This is a genomic window from Pantoea sp. MBD-2R (assembly GCF_039134845.1).
GTDB lineage: Bacteria > Pseudomonadota > Gammaproteobacteria > Enterobacterales > Enterobacteriaceae > Erwinia.
Map to the genome: position 1 here is coordinate 3,387,458 of NZ_CP152417.1, position 21,551 is coordinate 3,409,008.

The 21,551-nt window shown below is 54.4% G+C and carries 20 protein-coding genes; 6 read left to right on the forward strand and 14 right to left on the reverse strand.

All coding sequences use genetic code 11. The annotated features are described in order from the left end of the window. Nucleotides 1-166: 166 nt before the first annotated feature. The 10 genes from cysM to AAGQ96_RS15575 form a co-directional block, all read right to left on the reverse strand. On the reverse strand, nucleotides 167-1,045 hold the full coding sequence (gene cysM / locus AAGQ96_RS15530; RefSeq protein ID WP_147199118.1) for a cysteine synthase CysM: 879 nt from the start codon (nucleotides 1,043-1,045) through the stop codon (nucleotides 167-169). A gap of 73 nt (nucleotides 1,046-1,118) precedes the next feature. Then, nucleotides 1,119-2,213: a sulfate/thiosulfate ABC transporter ATP-binding protein CysA gene (gene cysA, locus AAGQ96_RS15535; protein ID WP_147199119.1), complete on the reverse strand. Its 1,095-nt coding sequence runs from the start codon at nucleotides 2,211-2,213 to the stop codon at nucleotides 1,119-1,121. Further along, a complete protein-coding gene (cysW, locus tag AAGQ96_RS15540) occupies nucleotides 2,203-3,075 on the reverse strand; it encodes a sulfate/thiosulfate ABC transporter permease CysW (RefSeq protein ID WP_342753997.1) in 873 nt (290 codons plus the stop codon). Before cysW ends, cysA begins: the two co-directional genes overlap by 11 nt. Beyond that, on the reverse strand, nucleotides 3,075-3,908 hold the full coding sequence (gene cysT / locus AAGQ96_RS15545; RefSeq protein WP_147199121.1) for a sulfate/thiosulfate ABC transporter permease CysT: 834 nt from the start codon (nucleotides 3,906-3,908) through the stop codon (nucleotides 3,075-3,077). The genes cysW and cysT overlap by 1 nt, the downstream gene beginning before the upstream one ends. Then, nucleotides 3,908-4,915, reverse strand: a complete 1,008-nt coding sequence (locus AAGQ96_RS15550; RefSeq protein ID WP_342753998.1) for a sulfate ABC transporter substrate-binding protein — start codon at nucleotides 4,913-4,915, stop codon at nucleotides 3,908-3,910. The genes cysT and AAGQ96_RS15550 overlap by 1 nt, the downstream gene beginning before the upstream one ends. Before the next feature lie 272 nt (nucleotides 4,916-5,187). Then, nucleotides 5,188-5,805 (reverse strand): RpoE-regulated lipoprotein, encoded by a 618-nt coding sequence (locus tag AAGQ96_RS15555; RefSeq protein ID WP_147199123.1) that lies wholly within the window; start codon nucleotides 5,803-5,805, stop codon nucleotides 5,188-5,190. A gap of 54 nt (nucleotides 5,806-5,859) precedes the next feature. Further along, the gene (locus AAGQ96_RS15560; RefSeq protein ID WP_342755576.1) at nucleotides 5,860-6,315 is read right to left on the reverse strand and encodes a DUF2919 domain-containing protein; all 456 of its coding nucleotides are present in this window, start codon (nucleotides 6,313-6,315) and stop codon (nucleotides 5,860-5,862) included. A 16-nt stretch (nucleotides 6,316-6,331) separates the two neighbouring features. Further along, nucleotides 6,332-6,757 (reverse strand): GNAT family acetyltransferase, encoded by a 426-nt coding sequence (locus AAGQ96_RS15565; RefSeq protein WP_147199124.1) that lies wholly within the window; start codon nucleotides 6,755-6,757, stop codon nucleotides 6,332-6,334. A gap of 98 nt (nucleotides 6,758-6,855) precedes the next feature. Next, on the reverse strand, nucleotides 6,856-7,173 hold the full coding sequence (locus AAGQ96_RS15570) for an AzlD domain-containing protein (protein WP_342753999.1): 318 nt from the start codon (nucleotides 7,171-7,173) through the stop codon (nucleotides 6,856-6,858). Then, on the reverse strand, nucleotides 7,170-7,835 hold the full coding sequence (locus AAGQ96_RS15575) for an AzlC family ABC transporter permease (RefSeq protein WP_342754000.1): 666 nt from the start codon (nucleotides 7,833-7,835) through the stop codon (nucleotides 7,170-7,172). The genes AAGQ96_RS15570 and AAGQ96_RS15575 overlap by 4 nt, the downstream gene beginning before the upstream one ends. Nucleotides 7,836-7,933: 98 nt before the next feature. On the opposite strand from AAGQ96_RS15575, the gene AAGQ96_RS15580 reads away from it, so the two are divergent. The 3 genes from AAGQ96_RS15580 to hemF all read left to right on the forward strand — a co-directional run bounded on the left by AAGQ96_RS15580 (nucleotide 7,934) and on the right by hemF (nucleotide 10,473). After that, nucleotides 7,934-8,482, forward strand: a complete 549-nt coding sequence (locus AAGQ96_RS15580) for a helix-turn-helix domain-containing protein (protein ID WP_147199127.1) — start codon at nucleotides 7,934-7,936, stop codon at nucleotides 8,480-8,482. Nucleotides 8,483-8,604: 122 nt separating this feature from the next. Continuing rightward, nucleotides 8,605-9,465, forward strand: a complete 861-nt coding sequence (gene amiA, locus AAGQ96_RS15585; RefSeq protein WP_342754001.1) for an N-acetylmuramoyl-L-alanine amidase AmiA — start codon at nucleotides 8,605-8,607, stop codon at nucleotides 9,463-9,465. Nucleotides 9,466-9,564: 99 nt separating this feature from the next. After that, entirely contained in the window at nucleotides 9,565-10,473 is a 909-nt protein-coding gene (gene hemF / locus AAGQ96_RS15590) for an oxygen-dependent coproporphyrinogen oxidase (protein WP_147199129.1), read from the forward strand. Between the two features lie 100 nt (nucleotides 10,474-10,573). Here hemF and maeB read toward each other — a convergent pair whose 3' ends face one another. Then, on the reverse strand, nucleotides 10,574-12,853 hold the full coding sequence (maeB, locus tag AAGQ96_RS15595; RefSeq protein ID WP_342754002.1) for an NADP-dependent oxaloacetate-decarboxylating malate dehydrogenase: 2,280 nt from the start codon (nucleotides 12,851-12,853) through the stop codon (nucleotides 10,574-10,576). Between the two features lie 616 nt (nucleotides 12,854-13,469). Between maeB and tal the strand changes: the two genes are divergently transcribed. The 3 genes from tal to AAGQ96_RS15610 all read left to right on the forward strand — a co-directional run bounded on the left by tal (nucleotide 13,470) and on the right by AAGQ96_RS15610 (nucleotide 17,833). Continuing rightward, complete coding sequence (gene tal, locus AAGQ96_RS15600) at nucleotides 13,470-14,420, forward strand: transaldolase (RefSeq protein ID WP_147199131.1); 951 nt, start codon at nucleotides 13,470-13,472, stop codon at nucleotides 14,418-14,420. Nucleotides 14,421-14,531: 111 nt separating this feature from the next. Beyond that, nucleotides 14,532-16,532, forward strand: coding sequence for a transketolase (gene tkt / locus AAGQ96_RS15605; RefSeq protein WP_342754003.1), 2,001 nt, complete (start codon nucleotides 14,532-14,534; stop codon nucleotides 16,530-16,532). A gap of 152 nt (nucleotides 16,533-16,684) precedes the next feature. After that, a complete protein-coding gene (locus tag AAGQ96_RS15610) occupies nucleotides 16,685-17,833 on the forward strand; it encodes a heparan-alpha-glucosaminide N-acetyltransferase domain-containing protein (protein ID WP_342754004.1) in 1,149 nt (382 codons plus the stop codon). Here the strand turns inward: AAGQ96_RS15610 and AAGQ96_RS15615 are convergent. The 3 genes from AAGQ96_RS15615 to ansP form a co-directional block, all read right to left on the reverse strand. Beyond that, nucleotides 17,830-18,912: a DUF1176 domain-containing protein gene (locus tag AAGQ96_RS15615; protein ID WP_342754005.1), complete on the reverse strand. Its 1,083-nt coding sequence runs from the start codon at nucleotides 18,910-18,912 to the stop codon at nucleotides 17,830-17,832. The genes AAGQ96_RS15610 and AAGQ96_RS15615 overlap by 4 nt on opposite strands. 367 nt (nucleotides 18,913-19,279) lie before the next feature. Then, nucleotides 19,280-19,864 carry a GDP-mannose pyrophosphatase NudK gene (nudK, locus tag AAGQ96_RS15620; protein ID WP_147199135.1) on the reverse strand — a complete coding sequence of 195 codons (585 nt, stop codon included), beginning with the start codon at nucleotides 19,862-19,864 and terminating at the stop codon, nucleotides 19,280-19,282. A 121-nt stretch (nucleotides 19,865-19,985) separates the two neighbouring features. Beyond that, on the reverse strand, nucleotides 19,986-21,473 hold the full coding sequence (ansP, locus tag AAGQ96_RS15625) for an L-asparagine permease (RefSeq protein ID WP_342754006.1): 1,488 nt from the start codon (nucleotides 21,471-21,473) through the stop codon (nucleotides 19,986-19,988). Nucleotides 21,474-21,551 lie beyond the last annotated feature (78 nt).

A 21,551-nucleotide genomic window follows, 5' to 3' on the forward strand; every position in this document is an offset into this window, starting at 1 on the left:
CAACAATAGCAGCAGGATTTACCCAATCCTTACAGTGTAACAGCCGGGTAAGGAAAGTGGGCTTTATCAGGACAATGGCGAGCAGAAAGGGGATAGCGCAGGAGCGGTCAGAATTGCTGTTGCACTGTCGCGCACTACGCGTTGCTACAGTGCATCAGTCTGGTTATTACTGGTAGACGCCCGTTGAAAGATACCGATCGCCACGGTCGCAGATTATGGCCACGATAATGCTGCCAGGCTGCTCACGCGCGATGCGCAACGCGCCTGCTACGGCTCCGCCTGAGCTAACGCCGCAGAAAACACCTTCACGCCGGGCGAGCAAGCGCATTGTCTCTTCGGCTTCAGACTGGGCCATATCCAGCACGCGATCGACCAGTTCCGGCCGATAAATGCCCGGCAGATAGGCCTGTGGCCAGCGGCGAATGCCCGGAATACTGCTGCCTTCTGCTGGTTGCAGGCCGATAATTTGCACGCTCTGGTTCTGCTCTTTCAGATAGCGTCCTACGCCGGTAATGGTGCCGGTAGTGCCCATACTGGAGACGAAATGCGTGAGCCGTCCGGCAGATTGCTGCCAGATTTCAGGGCCGGTCGTGGTGTAGTGCCCCAACGGATTATCAACGTTATTAAACTGATCGAGCACTTTACCTTCGCCGCGCGCCGCCATTTCCAGAGCGAGGTCACGTGCGCCTTCCATGCCCACTTCACGACTTACCAGCATCAGATCGGCACCGTAAGCCCGCATCGCAGCCTGTCGTTCAATGCTCATGTTTTCCGGCATCAGTAGCTTAAGCCGATAGCCTTTCATTGCGGCGATCATGGCCAGCGCGATGCCGGTATTACCGCTGGTTGCTTCGATCAGGACGTCACCAGGATGCAGTTCGCCGCGCAGCTCAGCCATATGGATCATCGACAATGCGGCACGATCCTTTACCGATCCGCCAGGGTTGTTCCCTTCAAGCTTCAGCCAGATTTCGCTGCCTTCTGGCGTCAGGCGCTGAAGCTTAATCAGTGGCGTATTGCCGATAGTTTTTTCCAGGCTAGTCACGGTCCGGTTCCTGAAGTGGTGAAACAGGCAAAAAAAAGGTCAGGCAAGCCTGACCCGGTTCCGCCAGAACATATCAGGCGCTTTGTGCAAAGGCAACCTGCCGCAGCGGAGTTTCGCCTTTATAAAGTCGGGCCTGCTGCAAACCAACAAACAGACGCTCGCCGCGAATCGGCGCGGTCTGGTCGCCTTCCACCACCACGGTGACGGGTTCATGAGTCTGGCCCCAGCCGGAAGGCTGCACCACCAGCTGCCAGTAATGTCCACGAGGACTGACTTCCAGCACCTGTACCGGCAGCGGCGTTTCCAGACTGCTCTGGCGACTGACGTCAATCTCCCACGGACGCAGGAACAGTTCGACCGTGCCCTGATGCGCTGGCGTGTAGCCGAGCGGCCAGTGATGCGCGCCAACGTGGAACTGAGAACCATTGACTTCGGCGTCGAAGCGGTTCACCTCGCCGAGGAATTCCAGCACGAAGCGGGTAGCCGGATCGCGCCAGACTTCATCAGGCGTTCCCACCTGTTCAATATTGCCCTGGCTCATGACCACCACGCGGTCTGCCACTTCCATCGCCTCTTCCTGATCGTGGGTGACGAAGACGCTGGTGAATTTCAATTCTTCATGCAGCTGACGCAGCCAGCGGCGCAGCTCTTTACGCACCTGCGCATCCAGCGCACCGAAAGGCTCATCCAGCAGCAGGATTTGCGGCTCTACCGCCAGCGCACGCGCTAAAGCGACACGCTGTTTCTGGCCGCCCGACAGCTGTGCCGGATAGCGGTTAGCGAGATGGCCCAGCTGCACCATCTCCAGCAGTTGGGTCACTTTTTCTTTAATCGCGGCGGCAGAAGGACGCTCGCGACGCGGTAACACCGTCAGACCAAAGGCAATGTTGTCGAACACGGTCATGTGGCGGAACAGCGCATAGTGCTGGAAAACAAAGCCGACGCGACGATCGCGCGCATGCAGCGAGGTCACATCATTGCCATGGAAGCTGAGACGGCCGCTGTTCTGGCTTTCCAGACCGGCGATGATCCGCAGCAGCGTGGTTTTCCCGGAACCTGACGGCCCAAGCAGCGCAACCATCTGACCGGAAGGGATATCCAGTGAAATATCGTTCAGCACCTTAGTCCGGCCAAAGGATTTGTTAATTTTACTGATTTCAATGCTCATGATTCCCCTCCTCAAGACGCTTGTCCTGGCGTTCTAGTCGCCATTGCAGCGCGCTTTTCAGAAACAGTGTAACTATCGCGATCAGGGTCAACAGTCCGGCAGCGGTAAAAGCGCCCACGGTGTTATAGTCCTGATGCAGTAACTCAACCTGTAATGGCAGCGTATAGGTTTCGCCGCGTATCGATCCCGAAACCACCGAGACCGCACCAAATTCACCTATTGCACGGGCGTTGGTTAGCACTAACCCATACAGCAGCGCCCAGCGAATGTTCGGCAATGTCACGCGCCAGAACATTTTCCAGCCGGACGCACCCAGCAGCACGGCCGCTTCATCTTCATTGCTACCCTGGCTCAGCATCACCGGCACCAGTTCGCGTACGACAAACGGACAGGTAACGAAGATAGTGACCATCGCCATGCCCGGCCAGGAGAACATCAGCTGAATGTTATGCGCATCCAGCCAGCTGCCTGCCGGACCGTTGATGCCCCAGAACAGCAAATACATCAGCCCTGCTACCACCGGCGACACGGCAAAAGGAATATCAAACAGCGTCAATAACAGCTGACGGCCAGGAAAGGTAAAGCGTGTTACCAGCCAGGCCAGCAGCGTGCCGAACACAAGGTTCACCGGCACGGTAATCAGCGCCATCAGCACCGTCAGCCAAATTGAGTGCAGCATGTCGCCGTCCTGCAAGTTGCTGAACGTTGCCATCAGGCCTTCGGAGAAAGCGCTGGCAAAAATAGCAATCAGCGGCACCACCAACAGGCCAAGGGAGATAATCATTCCGGTGGCGATAAGCAGCCATTTACTCCAGTTGGTGCGGCTGCGCCCTACTCCGTTAAATTCAGTCACATCAGCCATTATTGACCTCCAAGACGACGGCCAAAGCGGCTCTGTAAGGTATTAATCGCAAACAGCAGCAGCAGCGAAGCGGCCAGAATCACCGAGGCAATTGCGCTGGCGGCTGGGTAGTCAAACTCCTGCAAACGGACAAATATCATCAGCGAGGTCACTTCCGTTTTCCACGCGATGTTACCGGCGATAAAAATCACCGCGCCGAATTCGCCGAGGCTGCGGGTGAAAGAGAGTGCCGTTCCCGCCAGCAGAGCCGGGCCCACTTCAGGCAGCACCACGCGACGGAAGCTCTGAAACGGCGTCGCGCCTAAGGTTTCAGCGGCCTCTTCGTATTCCGGCCCCAACTCTTCCAGCACCGGCTGTACCGTACGTACCACAAACGGGATGCTGGTGAAGGCCATCGCCACGGCAATCCCCAGCCAGGTGTAAGAAACCTTGATATCAAACTGCGCCAGCCACTGCCCGTACCAGCCGTTTACCGAAAACAGCCCGGCCAGCGTCAGCCCTGCCACGGCGGTCGGCAAGGCAAAAGGCAGGTCCATCAGGCCATCCAGCAGCGCACGTCCCGGAAAACGATAGCGCGTTAATATCCACGCCATTAGCATGCCGAAAAAGGCGTTGAAAAGTGACGCGACGCCCGCAGAAATCAGTGTCACTTTGTACGCGGCCATGACCTGAGGGTTAGTGACCACTTCCCAATATTGTGCCAGTGTCATCTGGGAAAGCTGCATCAGCAGCGCGCTGATTGGCAGTAATAAAATCAGGCAGGTGAAAAACAGGCTACTGCCGAGGCTGATGCCAAAACCAGGCAGCACGCGCTTACTTTTAGTGGCAAACATTACTTACGTCCCGCTGCTAACAACTTATCCAGCTCGCCACCGCTGGCAAACTGCGTTTTCATAACCCGATCCCAGCCGCCAAAAGTCTCTTCCACGCGAAAGAGATTGACCGTTGGGAAACGATCTTTCTGCTGCGCCATCAGCTCAGGATTATTTACGCGGTAATAATAATGAGTGATGATTTTCTGCGCCTCAGGACTGTACAAATAATTCAGATAGGCTTTTGCTGCTTTTTCCGTCTGGTTAGCCGCCACGTTTTTGTCGATCCAGGCGACCGGGAATTCAGCCAGGATATTGGTTTCGGGCACAATGACCTCAAAACCCTGCCGTGCGTACTGGTTACGGATGGTGTTAACTTCAGATTCAAAACTGATTAACACATCGCCCAGTCCACGTTCAGCAAACGTTGTCGTTGCACCGCGACCGCCGGTATCAAACACTTCCACATTCTGCAAAAAACGCTGCATAAAACGTTCTGTTTTAGCCGGGTCGTTTTCATCAGCTTTGTTCGCCGCTCCCCAGGCCGCCAGATAAGTATAACGTCCGTTACCGGAGGTTTTTGGGTTAGGGAAAACCAGCTTTACATCGCTTTTGACCAAATCCTGCCAGTCGTGAATGTGCTTTGGATTCCCCTTGCGAACCAGAAAGGCCATGGTCGAATAAAATGGCGAACTGTTATTTGGCAGACGTTTTTGCCAGTCGGCCGGGATCAGGTTGCCGCGATCGTGCAGTATCTGGACATCGGTAAACTGGTTATAGGTGACAACATCCGCCTTCAAACCCTGCAAAATCGCCAGCGCCTGCTTTGACGACCCGGCATGCGACTGCTTTATCGTCAATTTATCGCCCTGATTTTGCTCTGCCCACTGCTGCTCAAAAGGTGCATTCAGGGCAACGAACAGTTCACGGGAAACGTCATAGGAGCTGTTTAACAGCTCTGTTGCCTGGGCTGACCCGGCCAACAGCAGGAAAACGGCACCGCTGAAGCGTTTTTTCAATGTGGTCATTATCGTTCATCCTGGACAGATGGCCCGGCCTGTGGCCCGAGAAGCACCCAGTTTATTTATAACCACACGAAAAGCAGTAGCTGTTTTATATACCGTTTGGTGATTTAGAAGTTTAAAAAGCTATAAGCCGCTGGAATTGGTTATGCAGAGAACAGATTTAGGCGCGCATTTTATGCGCAAAGAAGGGACGTTCGCTTTTGATGCTATTACCCGATGGTACAACGCAGGCAGCCGTTGCTTCAGCGGCTGTGTGCGCCGCTGAAGCTTAACCTTTATTTACGCCAGATAATCTTGCTGACGGTCCATTTTTTTAATGCTTCGTCTGACGGCAACAGCCCTTCCGGGCCATGCCACTCGCCGGTAAAAACGTAGCTGATATGCTGACTGCCCGGTGCCTGACACTCCACACCATTACGATCGCTTCCTGAACCTTTCTGGCAGGCACCGAAGGCTTTGCTGTAGAGGTCACTGAATGGCGTGCCGATTTTGGTTCCGGAAGAAGTGGCAATAGCATCGTCGGTGACGTCAATGCGGCTGACGGTGGCTTCGCCCGTCACTTCAACCTTTACCTGTTTGCCATCCATCGCCTGGAAAAACGTCACCACGCCACCGTTTTCTCCGCGCATACCTTTCCGCACCTGATAGTCGCCGTTTAGCCCATCACCGATCGCCTGCTCGTTCATGGCCGTGCTGCCATTCAATTCACCTACGCCCTGCTCGGTTATCTCTGTTGATGAACCAAACCAGTGCCAGGGCGACAGGCTGGACCAGGAATAAGTGAGTGGATTCCACCAGGTGGCGCCGCTGTGGGTTTCCTGCGCAGTACCTGAACTGGCGCAGCCAGCCAGCATTAAAGCGGCGGCTACCGCTAACGGACGAACAATTTTCATTACGGCTCCTGACGATAAGAATTGAGTGTTGGAGTGCCATTCGGGCAAAAAGTTTTATTCACCGTTCAGTCGTGGATTGAAACAGTCCCGTAAACGCACGCTGAACCCGAGCCAGATCAGGGCAATAAGGTCAAAACCGGTCAACAAGATAACCACAGGCGAAGCCGCTTCATCATCCAGCGACAGGCTGACAGCCTGAAGCGCGAGGATGCCCACCAGCGTCAGGCAAAGCACCCAACGCCACGCCTGCCAGATCCGGGGAAAACGCTGACGATAGCCGGTCAACAGCAGACCAAGCGCGGCAGGAACGCCCAGACCCATCCCAATCCAAAAAGCCTGGGTGTCAGGATAGAACAGCGCTAACAGCGACGCGCCCTGTTCCCTTGAGGCACCCGCCATCACAAAAAGCAGCCAGGTACGCGCCTGGAGCAGCAGCACAGCCCAAAAGGCCAGCGGTAATTTCAGCTGGCCCTTCGCGTCAAAATCATCGGGGGTATAGTTTTGCATCATCAAGGTGCGAAGTCGTTTAGTATTCACGGTCTTCAATCAGACGCTTACCTAACAACACGATATCCTGCATTTCATACTCAAGCTTCTCGTAAAACCCCAGCACGGCGTCATTTTCTTCGCGCACCATTACGTTAATTTTCGGACAGCCGCGGGCAATCAGCTTTTTCTCAAGACGATTAATCAATGCGTTGGCGAAGCCCCGTCCCTGATAGTCAGGATGCACGCCCAGATAATAGGCCGAGCCGCGGTGGCCGTCATAACCGCCCATCAGCGTACCCACCACGGTGCCGCCAACCACGGCGACCAGGAACAGGTCCGGGTCGTGTTTGAGCTTACGCTCGATATCCATTTCAGGATCGTTCCATGGGCGTAACAAATCGCAACGCTCCCACAGCGTGATAACTTCTTCAAAATCGTCCTGGCTAAATGCGCGAATTTCCATGGCGTTGCCCCAGATGTTAACCATAATTTGCTGATTATCACGGTTTCTTCCGCCAGTGCCAAGATCGGTTAGCCATTAAATGGCGCAAAACCGCCGGTTCAGGCGATTCCGGCATAGCGCATTCCCGCCGTCGCGACGGCAGCGGCGATAATAACGACAATCAGCGGCGCTTTTCGCCACGCCAGCAACAGAGCAACCCCTACACCGGTCAGGCGAGCGTATCCGGCAAAGCGGCCAGCCTCGTAGAAAGTGGACGTTGCGGCAACGGCCAGCAGCAGCAGGATAGCCGCATCGGCTAACAGGGTTCGCGCACGCTCAGAGAGCGGCATCCGTTCGCCCAGCTTATAGCCCGCAAAACGCATGGCAAACGTGCCGATCGCCAATAAAGCAATGCCCGCGATAACTGACTGTGTCATTGACGATGCCTCCAGGCAAACAGGCCTGACAGTGAAAAAAGGATCGGCATACCGGCCGGCACAAACGGAACCGTGGCCAGCGCGATAACTGCGCCGACGGCGGCAGGTATCGCCACACGGCGCTTTTGCAGCGCCGAAAAAATCAGCGCGATTAAAATAGCCGGGAAAACTGCATCCAGCCCGATGACGCGGGTATCAGGAATCAACTGTCCAATCGACGCCCCTGCCAGCACGCTCAACGGCCAGCACAGGGCAATACCCAGACCACAAAACCAGTAAGCGGCAACACGCTGTGCCTGATGCGTTTGCGAAATGCCAAAGACGACGCTTTCATCATTCATAATGTGACATCCAAGCCAGCTGGCCGCTTTACGCCCAACCAAATCTTTCACCGCGATGCCAAAAGGCAAATGCCGCGCATTGACCAGTAAACCGGCTGCTGCGGCCATTAACGGACTTCCGCCGCCCGCGACAATACCAATGAACATAAATTCTGATGCCCCGGCCAGCACCATTGTGGAGAGCGCCATCGGCACCCATAAAGGAAAGCCCTCGGCGATGGCCAGCGAGCCATAGGAGAGTCCGACCAGGCTGTCGGCCAGGCAAACCAGCACGATAGCCTTGACCACGTTTCGGCTTAACGCCGGGCGGTAAAGCGCCATAACTCCATCCCATAACGAACGATAAAACGTTATAATGAACGCTTAAAATATGATTTACAAGACGAACGATCGTTCGTTATAGCGAAAGGAAACTGCTTTTGTCTCAACCTATCGATATCGTTGCAGGGGGATTGTTGCGGGAACGCCAGCGGGCCGGTCTCTCTCTGGCTGAAGTCGCACGCCGGGCTGGCGTGGCAAAATCGACGCTATCCCAGCTTGAGGCGGGTAATGGTAATCCGAGTCTTGAAACCCTGTGGGCGCTGTGCGCCGCGCTGAATATTCCCTTCGCGCGGCTACTGGAGCCAGAAGTGAATAAAATGCAGGTTATTCGTTGTGGCCAGGGGCCAATGGTCACCGCAGAGCTGGCTGATTATAAAGCGATTTTGCTTGCTACCTGTCCACCTGGCGCGCGGCGCGATATTTATCTGCTTTTGACCCAGCCGGGTTCTGACCGGCTTTCCAGTCCGCATCCCATCGGATCGGTTGAGCATTTAATCTTAACCAAAGGCCGGGCGCTGGTCGGGTTGACCGCTTCACCTGTTGAACTGCATCCGGGCGATTATATTTCTTATCCGGCCGATCGGGAGCATCTGTTTCGGGCGCTGGAGCCGGACACGATGGCTATCCTGGTGGCAGAGCAGCGCTAACACAACTGGACACGCCGTTAGCCTGCTGCAATAAAAAGTAAGAGGTTGAAATAGTTCCGTTCTCGCCGTTACGTGACTGTTACGATATAACACTAAGCACTTTGTGCTGTGAGGATGTTGTAATGAAAAAAGGCCCGATGACTCCGCTGACCTCCCGTCGCCATTTGCTGCTCTCTGGCCTGGCGCTGGCTTTATTAACCAATAAACCGGCTCGAGCCAAAGAATCGCCGCTCAAAACCGTAGGGCCACATGGGAAAACTCACGGCCCGTCTGCCAGCGGCAAGAAGATCGTGATGATCGATCCCGGTCACGGTGGCATTGACTCCGGCGCGGTTGGCGAAGAAGGATCGGAAGAGAAACATGTGGTGCTGGAGATTGCTAACCACATCCGCGACTTACTGAACGATCATCCGCACATTGAGGCGCGCCTCACCCGCGAGAGCGACCATTTTATCCCTTTGGGCGAACGCGTCGAAATTGCGCATCAGCATGGCGCCAGCCTGTTTATGTCGATCCATGCCGATGGTTTTACCAGCCCGGATGCCAACGGCGCATCGGTATTCGCCCTCTCTAACCGCGGCGCAAGCAGCAGCATGGCGCGCTATCTTTCCAACAGGGAAAACGCGGCTGATGACGTGGGCGGCGTAAAAGTGGCGCAGAAAGATCATTATCTACAACAGGTACTGTTTGATCTGGTGCAAACCGATACGATCAAGAACAGCCTGACGCTGGGTAAACACGTGCTGAATCAGATCCGTCCGGTGCATCATCTGCACAGTCAGCATACCGAACAGGCAGCTTTTGCGGTGCTGAAGTCGCCGTCGATTCCGTCTGTGCTGGTAGAAACTTCATTTATTACCAATCCGTCCGAAGAGCGCTTACTGGGCACGACAGCGTTCCGTCGCAAGATTGCCAGCGCTATCGTTGACGGTATCAACAGTTATTTCACCGAATTCGATGCGAATAACCGCCGTCCCGGCTGATGTCTGTTGCTTCTCACGGCGGATATTGATAACCGACGACCCAGCCCGCGCGTTTTGGCGTATACTTCGCGCGTCATTTTTTGTTATCCAGGTTATCTCATGAACGCACCCGATATCGCTAAGGTTAAGCAGTTTCTGCTCGGTTTACAGGATTCGATTTGCCAGCAGCTGGCGCAGGCTGACGGCAAGGCCGGTTTTGAAGAAGACAGCTGGACGCGTGAAGGCGGCGGCGGTGGACGTAGCCGCGTGCTGCGTAGCGGTGCCGTGTTTGAGCAGGCCGGCGTAAATTTTTCCCATGTTCACGGCGATCGGATGCCCGCTTCTGCCACCGCGCACCGGCCGGAACTGGCTGGCCGTAGCTTTGAAGCGATGGGCGTATCGCTGGTGATCCATCCTGAAAACCCCTATATCCCCACCAGTCATGCCAACGTGCGCTTTTTTATAGCCGAAAAGCCGGGAGCCGATCCGGTATGGTGGTTTGGCGGCGGTTTCGATCTCACGCCTTATTACGGCTTTACAGAAGATGCGGTGCACTGGCATCAAACCGCGTTCGATCTCTGTCAGCCATTTGGTGAAGAGGTGCATCCTCGCTTTAAGAAATGGTGCGATGACTACTTCTTTATTAAACACCGTAACGAGCAGCGCGGCATTGGTGGTTTGTTCTTTGACGATCTGAATACGCCCGATTTCGATCACAGCTTCCGCTTTACGCAAGCCGTCGGCGAAGGTTTTCTGAAAGCTTACCTGCCGATTGTTGCGCGTCGTAAAGCACTGCCGTGGGGCGAGCGTGAGCGTAATTTCCAGCTCTACCGTCGCGGCCGCTATGTGGAATTCAATTTAGTGTGGGATCGCGGGACGCTGTTTGGTCTGCAAACCGGCGGACGTACCGAATCGATTTTAATGTCGATGCCGCCGCTGGTTCGCTGGGAATATGACTATCAGCCGCAGCCGGGTACGCCGGAAGCGGCGCTCTATACCGATTTTCTGCCGGTTAAAGAGTGGATTTAAACCTATTTAAAACAGGGTGTTAAGCAGGTATTAAGACAGGGTTTCCCTCAGGCGGCTAACACCGTGCTGGCGTGAGAAACCCCATGTCCCTGCTCACCTTTTATAACGGGGTCGTTTGTGCCTCCACCACCGCCAGTGCCACCATATTGACGATACGCCGCACCGACGCGACTGGCGTCAACACGTGGACCGGTTTGGCGATGCCCATCAGCACCGGCCCCACTGTCACCCCTTCCGAACAGGAGACCCGCAGCAGGTTATAGCTGATCCTCGCGGCCTCCACGTTAGGCATAATCAAGATATTAGCAGCGCCTTTTAACGGGCTGTCCGGCATCAAATCCTGACGAATACTTTCTACCAGCGCGGCATCGCCATGCATCTCGCCATCAATTTCCAGTTCCGGTGCACGCGCCTGCACCCTCGCCAGCGTCTGGCGCATCTTACTGGCGGCGGGACCGTCGGACGTGCCAAAACTGGAGTGTGACAGCAGCGCCACTTTAGGTTCAATACCGAAACGCCGCACCGTTTCTGCCGCCATCAGCGTGAGCTCGGTCAGCTGCTCGGGCGTGGGATCTTCGTTAACGTAAGTGTCGGCGATAAAAGTATTGCCACTCGGCAGCAGCAGCGCGTTCATGGCACCCGCCACTTTGACGTCCTGCCGGAAGCCAAACAGCTTTTCAATCACGTCATAATGCTCGTGATAATCGCCAATAGTGCCGCAAATCAGCGCATCGGCTTCGCCGCGATGAACCATGATTGCGCCAATAAGCGTTGGATTACCGATAACCGCGCGCTGGGCCTGCTCCGGCGACACCCCGCGCCGCTTCATGATGTGATAATATTCGTTCCAGTAGGCCTTAAAGCGCGGATCGGACTGATTGTTCACAACCTCAAAATCTTTTCCCGCCTCGATTTTCAGCCCGAGCTTTTTCAGCCGCATCTCAATCACATTAGGGCGACCAATCAGTATCGGTTTCGCCAATCCCAGCGTGACCAGCTCCTGCGTAGCATGCAGGACTCGCGCCTCTTCCCCTTCCGCCAGCACCACGCGTTTAGGATCTTTACGTGCCTGAGTAAAGATGGGTTTCATAAACAGATTGGTTTTGTAGACAAATTCTCCCAGTTTTTCGCGATAGGCATCCATATCGTGAATGGGACGTGTCGCCACGCCCGACGCCATGGCTGCTTTAGCGACGGCGGGCGCGATTTGTACAATCAGCCGCGGGTCGAAAGGCTTGGGGATCAGATAATCGGGCCCGAAAGAGCGTTCTTCATCGCCATAAGCGGAGGCCACCACGTCACTCTGTTCTGCCAGCGCCAGTTCCGCAATCGCCTGTACCGCCGCCAGTTTCATCGCCTCATTGATTGCCGTAGCACCGACATCCAGCGCACCGCGAAAAATAAACGGGAAGCAGAGCACGTTATTGACCTGATTTGGGTAATCGGAACGTCCGGTGCAGATAATCGCATCGGGACGTACAGCCTTTGCGAGCGGCGGCAGGATTTCCGGTTCCGGGTTGGCCAGCGCCAGAATCAACGGGTCACGCGCCATTTTTTTGACCATTTCCGGCTTCATCACGCCCGGCCCTGAACAGCCAAGGAAGATATCCGCGTCAGCAATTACTTCATCCAGCGTGCGCTTTCCGTTGTCCGGGATAGCATAAGCCGCTTTGGTTTCCACCATATCTGCTTCGCGGCCCTGATAAATTACGCCACGGGAATCGCAGACCACGATATGGTGGCGCTGCATTCCCAACGCCACCAGCAGATTCATACAGGCGATGGCGGATGCGCCCGCTCCCGATACCACCAGTCGCACATCGGCGATATTTTTCTCCACTACGCGCAGTCCGTTTAGCACCGCTGCCGTACAGATAATAGCGGTGCCGTGTTGGTCATCATGAAATACCGGAATGTTCATGCGCTCGCGCAGCGTTTTTTCAATGTAAAAACATTCCGGCGCTTTAATATCTTCGAGGTTAATCCCGCCGAATGTGGGTTCCAGCGCCGCCACCACCTCAATCAGTCGGTCGGGATCCGTCTCATCAATCTCAATATCAAATACGTCGATACCGGCGAATTTCTTGAACAGTACCCCTTTGCCTTCCATTACCGGTTTTCCTGCCAGCGCGCCGATATTCCCTAATCCCAGTACGGCCGTTCCGTTCGAGATCACCGCGACCAGATTACCGCGCGCCGTATATTTGTGTGCGGCAAGCGGATCGGCAGCAATTTCAAGACAGGGTGCCGCCACGCCTGGCGAATAGGCCAGCGCCAGATCGCGCTGCGTCGCCAGCGGTTTAGTTGGAGAGACCTGAATTTTGCCAGGAACCGGATATTGATGAAAATCGAGCGCGCTCTGCTTCAGTTGTTCGTCCATTAGCATGATCCTTTCGTTTTGGCAGGAAGGTACAACCGCAACAGCATAAAAGGTGAGCGCCGGGAAAAACTTGAAGCAGCCCATAGTTCAGCGGCTGCGGGTTAAATGCTGCTGTTCAGCCCCGGTAAAAAGGACAACAGCCGCAGGTTAACGTTACGTAATGAGGCTGAAACTGCCGAAATTTGTTACCGTTAACACCAGGTTAAATTCCTGGTTTTCAGAGGGCAAGATTAAATAAAAACAAGTATTAACAAAGAGTTAACCATTCAAAATCGCGACGATTATTACGCGTAAGCGGCGCGGCGTCGTGCGCGCCGTCACGTAAATCTGAAGAGGTGCTACACTTTCAGATGCGGCATTTTTTCTTTGCGCAAACCTGAGTCATTGGGCTAACCCATTGCAACAATCAGAGAAAACGCATTCCCATCCCAGGACGTCTGATGCAATGTTTGGCCTGAGAACCTACCACCGTGTCGGGAATCCGCAGCAGGCCTTATGAAAAATCGTTGTGAATATTTAAGGCTTTCAGCGGATTTTTGGCTTAAAAGCCAGGGCAATCCCGTTGCCCAACGCGGTCATAATCCGCTTTGCAGATTGCACATCAAGGAGTCATGAGATGAACCAGCTAGACGCATTAAAACAGTACACCACCGTGGTGGCAGACAGTGGCGATATCGAATCTATTCGTAATTACCACCCGGAAGATGCCACCACCAATCCATCTCTGATCCTGAAAGCCTCCAGCCTCGAATCTTATAAGCACCTGATCACCGACGCTATTGACTACGCCAAAAAACAGGGCGGCAGTAAAGAGACCCAAATCATCAACGCCAGCGACAAAGTTAACGTCAATCTGGGCTTAGAAATTTTGAAAAGCGTACCGGGCCGTGTCTCGACTGAAGTAGACGCACGCCTGTCGTTCGATCGTGGTATGTGTGTGACCAAGGCTGAGAAACTGGTCAGAATGTATGAAGATCACGGTATCGACCGTTCACGTATTCTGATCAAGCTGGCTTCCACCTGGGAAGGGATCCGCGCCGCAGAAGAGCTGGAAAAAAACGGCATCAACTGTAACCTGACGCTGCTGTTCTCCTTCGCCCAGGCTCGTGCCTGTGCCGAAGCGGGCGTATTCCTGATCTCGCCGTTTGTTGGCCGTATCTACGACTGGTACAACACCCGTAAGCCTCTTGACCCGTATGTGGTGGATGAGGATCCAGGCGTGGTGTCCGTACGTAATATCTACGACTACTACAAGCAGCATCGTTATAACACGGTGATTATGGGTGCCAGCTTCCGTAAAACGGAGCAGATTCTGGCGCTGGCAGGCTGCGATCGCCTGACTATTTCCCCGAACCTGCTGGAAGAGTTGCAGGCAAGCGATGCGCCAGTTGAACGCAAGCTGAAGCCATCAACCGAAGCTTTCCACCAGCCTGCTCCGCTGTCTGAAGCCCAGTTCCGCTGGGAACATAATCAGGATCCTATGGCGGTAGAAAAACTGGCTGAAGGTATTCGTCAGTTCGCCGTTGACCAGCAGAGCCTGGAAGACGTGCTGGCAGCACAACTGTAACCGTATTCATATTGAGCGAAAGTTTTCCCGCTAAGGGTCGCGCTGGGAAACGCTTTCGCTCTGGCGTTTTCATCGCCCAATTTATCCCACCCCACTATCAGGGAGAAAAACATGTCTTCACGTAGAGAGCTGGCTAATGCAATCCGTGCCCTCAGTATGGATGCCGTGCAGAAAGCCAAATCCGGCCACCCGGGCGCCCCAATGGGCATGGCAGATATTGCTGAAGTGCTGTGGCGCGACTTCTTGCATCACAACCCGACGAACCCGGCCTGGGCCGACCGCGACCGTTTCATCCTCTCTAACGGTCACGGCTCCATGCTGCTGTACAGCTTGCTGCACCTCAGCGGCTACGATCTACCGATCGAAGAACTGAAAAACTTCCGTCAGCTGCATTCTAAAACGCCTGGCCACCCGGAAATCGGTTATACCCCAGGCGTGGAAACCACCACCGGCCCGCTGGGTCAGGGTCTGGCCAACGCGGTAGGTCTGGCTATTGCTGAACGTACGCTGGCCGCGCAGTTTAACCGTCCGGGTCACGACATTGTCGATCACCACACCTATGTGTTTATGGGCGATGGCTGTCTGATGGAAGGGATTTCGCATGAAGTTTGTTCGCTGGCCGGTACGCTGGGCCTGGGCAAACTGATCGGTTTCTACGATCACAACGGAATTTCTATCGATGGCGAAGTCGAGGGCTGGTTCAGCGACGACACCGCGAAACGCTTTGAGGCCTATCACTGGCATGTGATCCGTGATATCGACGGTCACGATGCCGATGCCGTTGCTAAAGCGATCAAAGAAGCGCAGAGCGTGACCGATAAACCTTCGCTGCTGATCTGCAAAACCATTATTGGCTTTGGCTCACCAAACAAAGCGGGCAAAGAAGAAGCACACGGCGCGGCGCTGGGCGATGAAGAAATCGCACTGACCCGTAAGCAGCTGGGCTGGACCTCTGCTCCGTTTGAAATTCCACAGGATATCTACGCGCAGTGGGATGCGAAAGAAGCAGGCCAACAGTACGAGCAGGCGTGGAACGAGAAGTTCGCCGCTTATAAAGCTGCGCATCCGGAACTGGCGAAAGAGTATTCGCGCCGAATGGATGGCGGCATGCCGGAAAACTGGGAGCAGGAAACGCAGAAGTTTATCGAACAGCTTCAGGCTAATCCGGCGAAAATTGCCAGCCGTAAAGCGTCGCAAAACTCGCTGGAAGCTTACGGTAAGCTGCTGCCGGAATTCCTCGGCGGTTCCGCTGACCTGGCGCCAAGTAACCTCACTATCTGGTCTGGCTCAAAGTCGATCAAAGAGGAAGCTGACGGGAACTATATCCACTACGGCGTGCGCGAGTTCGGTATGACCGCTATCGCTAACGGCATCGCGCATCATGGTGGCTTTGTGCCTTACACCGCGACCTTCCTGATGTTTGTGGAATATGCCCGTAACGCAGTGCGTATGGCCGCGCTGATGAAAGCGCGTCAGATTATGGTCTATACCCACGACTCTATTGGTCTGGGCGAAGATGGCCCGACGCACCAGCCGGTTGAGCAGATTGCCAGCCTGCGCGTCACGCCGAACATGAGCGTCTGGCGTCCTTGCGACCAGGTCGAAACCGCTGTGGCCTGGAAGCATGCGATTGAACGCCATCATGGCCCTACCGCGCTGATCCTTTCCCGTCAGAATCTGGCACAGCCAGAACGTACCAAAGCGCAGCTGGAGAACATCTCCCGCGGTGCTTACGTGCTGAAAGAGTGTGAAGGTACGCCGGAAGTGATCCTGATCGCAACGGGTTCAGAAGTGGAAATCACGCTGGGTGCTGAAGCGAAACTGACCGCCAGCGGTCATAAAGTTCGCGTGGTTTCAATGCCTTCGACCGATCTGTTTGACAGGCAGGACGTGGCATACCGTGAATCCGTGCTGCCATCAACCGTCACCGCGCGCGTGGCTGTTGAAGCGGGCATCGCCGATTACTGGTACAAGTATGTTGGCCTGAACGGCGCTATCGTTGGGATGACCACCTTTGGTGAATCCGCTCCGGCGGAGAAGCTGTTTAACGAGTTTGGCTTTACGGTGGAAAACATCGTTAGCCATGCCGAGAAGCTGCTGAAGCCGCACTGATAGTCGTTAACCCTGCTACCCCGTCTTCACCGGCGGGGTATTTTTTTGCCTGAAAAACGCCTGGTCGGCAATAATCGCCCTGCCAGCAAACCCGTTTAACCGCATCAATTGTTATGATATAACATTTCCTTTTTCATTCAGGATTTGTGAATATGCCTCACTCGCTTTCCCAACGTCTAATCGCTATTGATGCCCTGCGCGGTCTGGTGATGTTGCTCATGCTGCTCGACCACGTCCGCGAAACTTTTTTTCTTCATCAACAGGTCAGCGATCCTATTGACGTCACCAGTACCGATCCGCTGCTGTTCCTGATGCGTACGCTCGCCCACCTCTGCGCACCGACCTTTGTTTTTTTAACCGGGCTGTCTGCCATGCTCTATCACCAAAAGGTGCAGGATCGCCGTTTGACCTCGCTGTTTTTGTTTAAGCGGGGCCTGGTGCTGATTTTACTGGAGCTGGTGCTGGTGAATTTCGGCTGGACTTTTCAGTTTCCGCCACAGGTGATTTACTTACAGGTGATCTGGGCGCTGGGACTGAGCATGCTGGCGCTGGCCGCTCTGCTGTGGCTGCCTGAAACGGTATTGTTAGCGGTTGCGCTGGCCATCGTCGCCGGGCATAACCTGCTGGATCCGATTGTTCTGTCAACGGAGACGCCGCTGGGAATGCTCTGGGCCGTGTTACACCAGCGAGGCTGGATTGAGCTGGGCGAGAGCCTGCGGATGCGCACCTCTTATCCGGTGCTGCCGTGGATTGGCACTATCGCACTCGGCTACCTTGCCGGGTTGCTTTATCGCCCTCCGGTTGCAGCCGATAAGCGAGTCAACGCCCTGCGGCTTCTCTCACTGGCAACGCTGTTGCTGTTCTTCGGTCTGCGTTTTTTAAACGGCTACGGCGAAAAACCCTGGCAGCCTGGCGAGAACGTCACCCAGACGATGATGAGCTTTTTCAATCTCACCAAATATCCGCCTTCGCTACTGTTTCTCTGCCTGACAGTGAGTATTGCTCTGGCTCTGCTGGCGGCATTTGAACGGCTGCAGCAGCATCGAAGTATGGTGCTGCTGGCACAGTTTGGCGGCGCGCCAATGTTTATGTATCTGTTACATCTTTATCTGCTGAAAGCGATGTATCTGGGTGCGCTTGCCGTCTGGGGGAAAAATCACGGCGACGGGTTCGGCTTTAATGAGGTGTGGCAGGTAGCTGCCGGGGCGGTTGTACTCGGCGTAATCATTTTCTGGCCGGTACGTGCTTTTGCTGCTTTTAAAGCCCGCCGCCGCGATATCCCCTGGCTTAAGTATTTTTAATCACCCACCGCCGGAGCATCAGCTGCGGATGTCTCACGGGTTTCACTGGTCCACAGCGTGGGCCAGTCATCGCTACTGTGCCAGGCGTCACAGGTGCCCTCTTCCGCATATTCAGCCAGCACAAATTCGCGGCCATTATATTGCCAGCGCGTGGCCGTGCCACAATCGCCCAGCCCGCGTCCTTTACTGTAGGTCAGCAGTTCGCTTTTGCTGGCATCGTACTGCGCGTTAATCAGCTCCAGCTTTTTGTCGCTATGGTGTGGCGGCACAAAAGGCAGCGTCAGGGTGAGCCCCCGGGCCACATAAGGCTGAGTGCGTGTGACTTCAAAAGCCAGATCGATAACGTTATAAGCGCCCATTTCACAACTCACCAGCAGTAACGCTTTTTTGTCGCTAAGGGGTGCCACGCTGACCTCGCGTCGCTGTGGATCCAGCGAGCAACGATCGGTATTAACGCGCCAGGTGCCGAAGTCAATCAGGCCGGTGGTCTCTTCCTGAGTCAGTGCCAGCGGAACATTACGCGGAGCAGAAAGTGTCGGCTGCGCAGCCGGTGCCGGTACGTCGGTGCGGCTGCCGGGTTTAATCCACGCGCTGGTGCTGTTTACCCTTCCCTGCGTCTCATCCATCAGCAGCAGTGCCGCTTTCAAACCGTGTAAAGAGACAGATGAGCGTGGCCGATAGAGTAGCTGGATAGTGTTGGTATCCATCACCTGTAACAGAAACTCGTTGATAGAAATGGCGTGTGAGGTGCTCAGATGGTGAGTTTGCACATCCCAGTGCTTGAGATCGAGCCTGAGGCGCTGACCGTCGAGCAGCAAATTATCTTTCAGTGCCGCGCCGTTCAGTTCACCCGAAAAGCGGTTACCGTAATCAATGCGCAATAAAGGGCGATCGTCTGCGCCAGCCTGACGGCTGATGGTCATGACCAGCCCTTTATCGCCCGGAAAATTACGGGCTACACAGCTGTTCTGGTTATTACAGGTAATCTGCCAGTCAGAAAACGTTTTTTGTAAAGGTTCGCCATGCGCTGCCACAACAAAAAAAATTAGCACAAAAGGTAATTTCATCCAGTAACGCATTGATAACCTTTATCCCCGGGCGGCAGTGGAGCAGAGTGAAGCATAAGCATAGCGCAGTGATTGCCGGTCAGTGGCGTAAGTCAGCAACTGCGACAGCAATTTATGCACATCGTTAAACAGTTTCAAGCTGATTCTGGTCTCAAGCCAGAGGCTATCATGCCGCCTGGGATCGGTGCGCTCAATCAGATTAGTCGGACAAGGATCGCCCGATAGCGCCTGTTGCCGCAACCCCGGCAGCAGCCGGCTCGCTATTCTTATTCTCTTTGTCGGGATAAAAAACGTATTTCATCTTAATAAACAGGGCCAGTGCGATTAGTGTGATTGTTATCACTTTTTAAGCTGATAACGCGCACAGGGCCAATGCCGGCTACTGAGGAAGTTTCAGCCAGCCTTCAATGAAAGCATGCTGCAACAGCATAACGGTTTTAGCATCCCTGATGCGGCCATCCTTGAGCATGGCCCATGCCTGTGGAAACGAAATTTCCATCACGTCGATATCTTCATCATCCACGCCGCCGCCCTCATTCGCGCGGGTTGCGTCATTATACTCGGCGGCAAAAAAGTGCAGCAGTTCGGTTACGCCGCCCGGCGACATATAGAGCTCGTAAAGTTTCACCACTTCACCGACTTGATAACCGGTTTCTTCAATGGCTTCTTTACGGATACAGGCTTCCGGTGAGTCATCGTCCAGCAGCCCGGCGCAGGCTTCAATCAGCATGCCGCTTTGATTGCCGTTCAGCCAGGTGGCGATACGAAACTGACGCGTGAGGATCACGCTATTTTTCTTACGATTATAAAGCAGGATGGTTGCGCCATCGCCGCGATCGTAAACTTCGCGCTTATGCCGCAGCGTTACGCCATCTTTGTTGGTGAGTTCGTAGGTGAAATTGCGCAGGACAAACCAGTTTTCGGAGAGGATTTTATCTTTTATGACGTTGATTTTGACTGACATAGAGGCTCCATTGCGTTAAGCGGGACCCCATCATCTTAAGGTGAACGTTAGCGGAAAACTATCTTAAAGAAACCCGCCGCGCTCTGCTATTGCAGTCAGGGCGCGGCGGGTAATTCAGCGCTTAATGTGCTGACTTTTCGTGCAGTTCGTCAGCCTCTTCAGGCTCGTGGTGCTCTTCCTGAGCCAGCGCATTGGCGCGTTTACGCACGCCAAACCAGCCAAGAACCAGGATCACCGCAATCACCGGAATGGAAGCGATAGTGTAGGTGCCGTTCGGATAATCAAACGCCATCAGCACCAGTACGCTAACCAGGAACAGCAGCGTCAGCCAGGAGGTAAACGGCGCCCATGGCAGCTTAAAGCTTACGTCTTCCGCCTTGCCTTCTTTGATCGCTTTGCGCAGGCGCATCTGGCATACCACGATAAAGCCCCAGGAGGTGATGATACCCAGTGAAGCGATGTTCAGCACAATCTCAAACACGCGGGAAGGCACGATATAGTTGAGGTACACCCCAACAATATAAACGCCAATCGTCACCAGGATGCCCATGTAAGGAACCTGTTGACCGCTCATTTTTGACATGAACTTTGGCGCAGATCCCCCCATCGACATCGAACGCAGAATACGACCGGTTGAATAAAGGCCGGAGTTCAGGCTCGACAGCGCTGCGCTCAGCACCACGATATTCATGATGCTGCCAATGTAAGGCACACCCAGCTTCGAGAAGAAGGTCACAAACGGACTTTGGCCCGCCTGATAAGCGTTCCACGGCAGCAGCAGCACCAGCAGCACCACAGAACCGACGTAGAATAAACCAATACGCCAGATCACACTGTTAATGGCTTTAGGCAGCATGGTTTTCGGGTCTTTACACTCGCCCGCCGCCGTTCCTACCAGCTCAATAGAGGCGAAGGCGAACACCACTCCCTGTACCAGTACAAAGGCCGCCAGGATCCCATGCGGGAAGAAACCGCCTTTATCACTAATCAGGTGGAAACCGGTGGTGTTGCCATCCAGCATTTTACCGCTGCCCAGGAACACCACGCCGACAATCAGGAAGATAGCAATCGCCAGGACTTTGATTAGCGCAAACCAGAACTCCATTTCTGCAAACCATTTCACGCCAATCATATTCATTGTGCCGACAATCGCCAGCGCACCGAGGGCGAAAACCCACTGTGGAACGTCGCCGAAAGCGCCCCAGTAGTGCATATAAAGCGCTACTGCGGTGATATCAACAATGCCGGTCATCGCCCAGTTGACGAAATACATCCAGCCCGCCACGTAGGACGCTTTTTCGCCAAGGAATTCACGTGCATAAGAAACGAAGCTGCCGCTGGAAGGACGATGTAAAACCAGTTCGCCTAACGCACGCAGTATAAAGAAGGAGAAGATGCCACAAACCAGATAGACAATTGCCAGGGCCGGACCCGCAATTTGCAAACGAGCACCGGCACCAAGGAACAGGCCCGTACCAATCGCACCGCCAATAGCAATCATCTGCACGTGCCGGTTATCCATCGCTTTGTGATAGCCGGAATCATGAGAATTTAACCAACGTCGTCTTGCGGCGCGCTTGTCTGCAACCGCTTTTTTATCAGCTTTCATTTTCTTTCCTAATTATCCTGTCCACAGTGATAAGGCTGTCCTTCCTGGACATCCTGATTTCTGCCTTGCCAACCAAAC

Excerpts from the sequence above, each read along its gene's own strand:
- AAGQ96_RS15560 (WP_342755576.1), bottom strand. The coding sequence starts at position 6,315 with ATGATGCAAAACTATACCCCCGATGATTTTGACGCGAAGGGCCAGCTG.
- amiA (WP_342754001.1), top strand. The coding sequence starts at position 8,605 with ATGAAAAAAGGCCCGATGACTCCGCTGACCTCCCGTCGCCATTTGCTG.
- AAGQ96_RS15610 (WP_342754004.1), top strand. The coding sequence starts at position 16,685 with ATGCCTCACTCGCTTTCCCAACGTCTAATCGCTATTGATGCCCTGCGC.
- cysT (WP_147199121.1), bottom strand. The coding sequence starts at position 3,908 with ATGTTTGCCACTAAAAGTAAGCGCGTGCTGCCTGGTTTTGGCATCAGC.
- hemF (WP_147199129.1), top strand. The coding sequence starts at position 9,565 with ATGAACGCACCCGATATCGCTAAGGTTAAGCAGTTTCTGCTCGGTTTA.
- nudK (WP_147199135.1), bottom strand. The coding sequence starts at position 19,864 with ATGTCAGTCAAAATCAACGTCATAAAAGATAAAATCCTCTCCGAAAAC.
- maeB (WP_342754002.1), bottom strand. The coding sequence starts at position 12,853 with ATGGACGAACAACTGAAGCAGAGCGCGCTCGATTTTCATCAATATCCG.
- AAGQ96_RS15550 (WP_342753998.1), bottom strand. The coding sequence starts at position 4,915 with ATGACCACATTGAAAAAACGCTTCAGCGGTGCCGTTTTCCTGCTGTTG.
- AAGQ96_RS15565 (WP_147199124.1), bottom strand. The coding sequence starts at position 6,757 with ATGGAAATTCGCGCATTTAGCCAGGACGATTTTGAAGAAGTTATCACG.
- AAGQ96_RS15615 (WP_342754005.1), bottom strand. The coding sequence starts at position 18,912 with ATGCGTTACTGGATGAAATTACCTTTTGTGCTAATTTTTTTTGTTGTG.
- AAGQ96_RS15570 (WP_342753999.1), bottom strand. The coding sequence starts at position 7,173 with ATGACACAGTCAGTTATCGCGGGCATTGCTTTATTGGCGATCGGCACG.
- tal (WP_147199131.1), top strand. The coding sequence starts at position 13,470 with ATGAACCAGCTAGACGCATTAAAACAGTACACCACCGTGGTGGCAGAC.
- AAGQ96_RS15575 (WP_342754000.1), bottom strand. The coding sequence starts at position 7,835 with ATGGCGCTTTACCGCCCGGCGTTAAGCCGAAACGTGGTCAAGGCTATC.
- cysA (WP_147199119.1), bottom strand. The coding sequence starts at position 2,213 with ATGAGCATTGAAATCAGTAAAATTAACAAATCCTTTGGCCGGACTAAG.
- AAGQ96_RS15555 (WP_147199123.1), bottom strand. The coding sequence starts at position 5,805 with ATGAAAATTGTTCGTCCGTTAGCGGTAGCCGCCGCTTTAATGCTGGCT.
- tkt (WP_342754003.1), top strand. The coding sequence starts at position 14,532 with ATGTCTTCACGTAGAGAGCTGGCTAATGCAATCCGTGCCCTCAGTATG.
- cysW (WP_342753997.1), bottom strand. The coding sequence starts at position 3,075 with ATGGCTGATGTGACTGAATTTAACGGAGTAGGGCGCAGCCGCACCAAC.
- ansP (WP_342754006.1), bottom strand. The coding sequence starts at position 21,473 with ATGAAAGCTGATAAAAAAGCGGTTGCAGACAAGCGCGCCGCAAGACGA.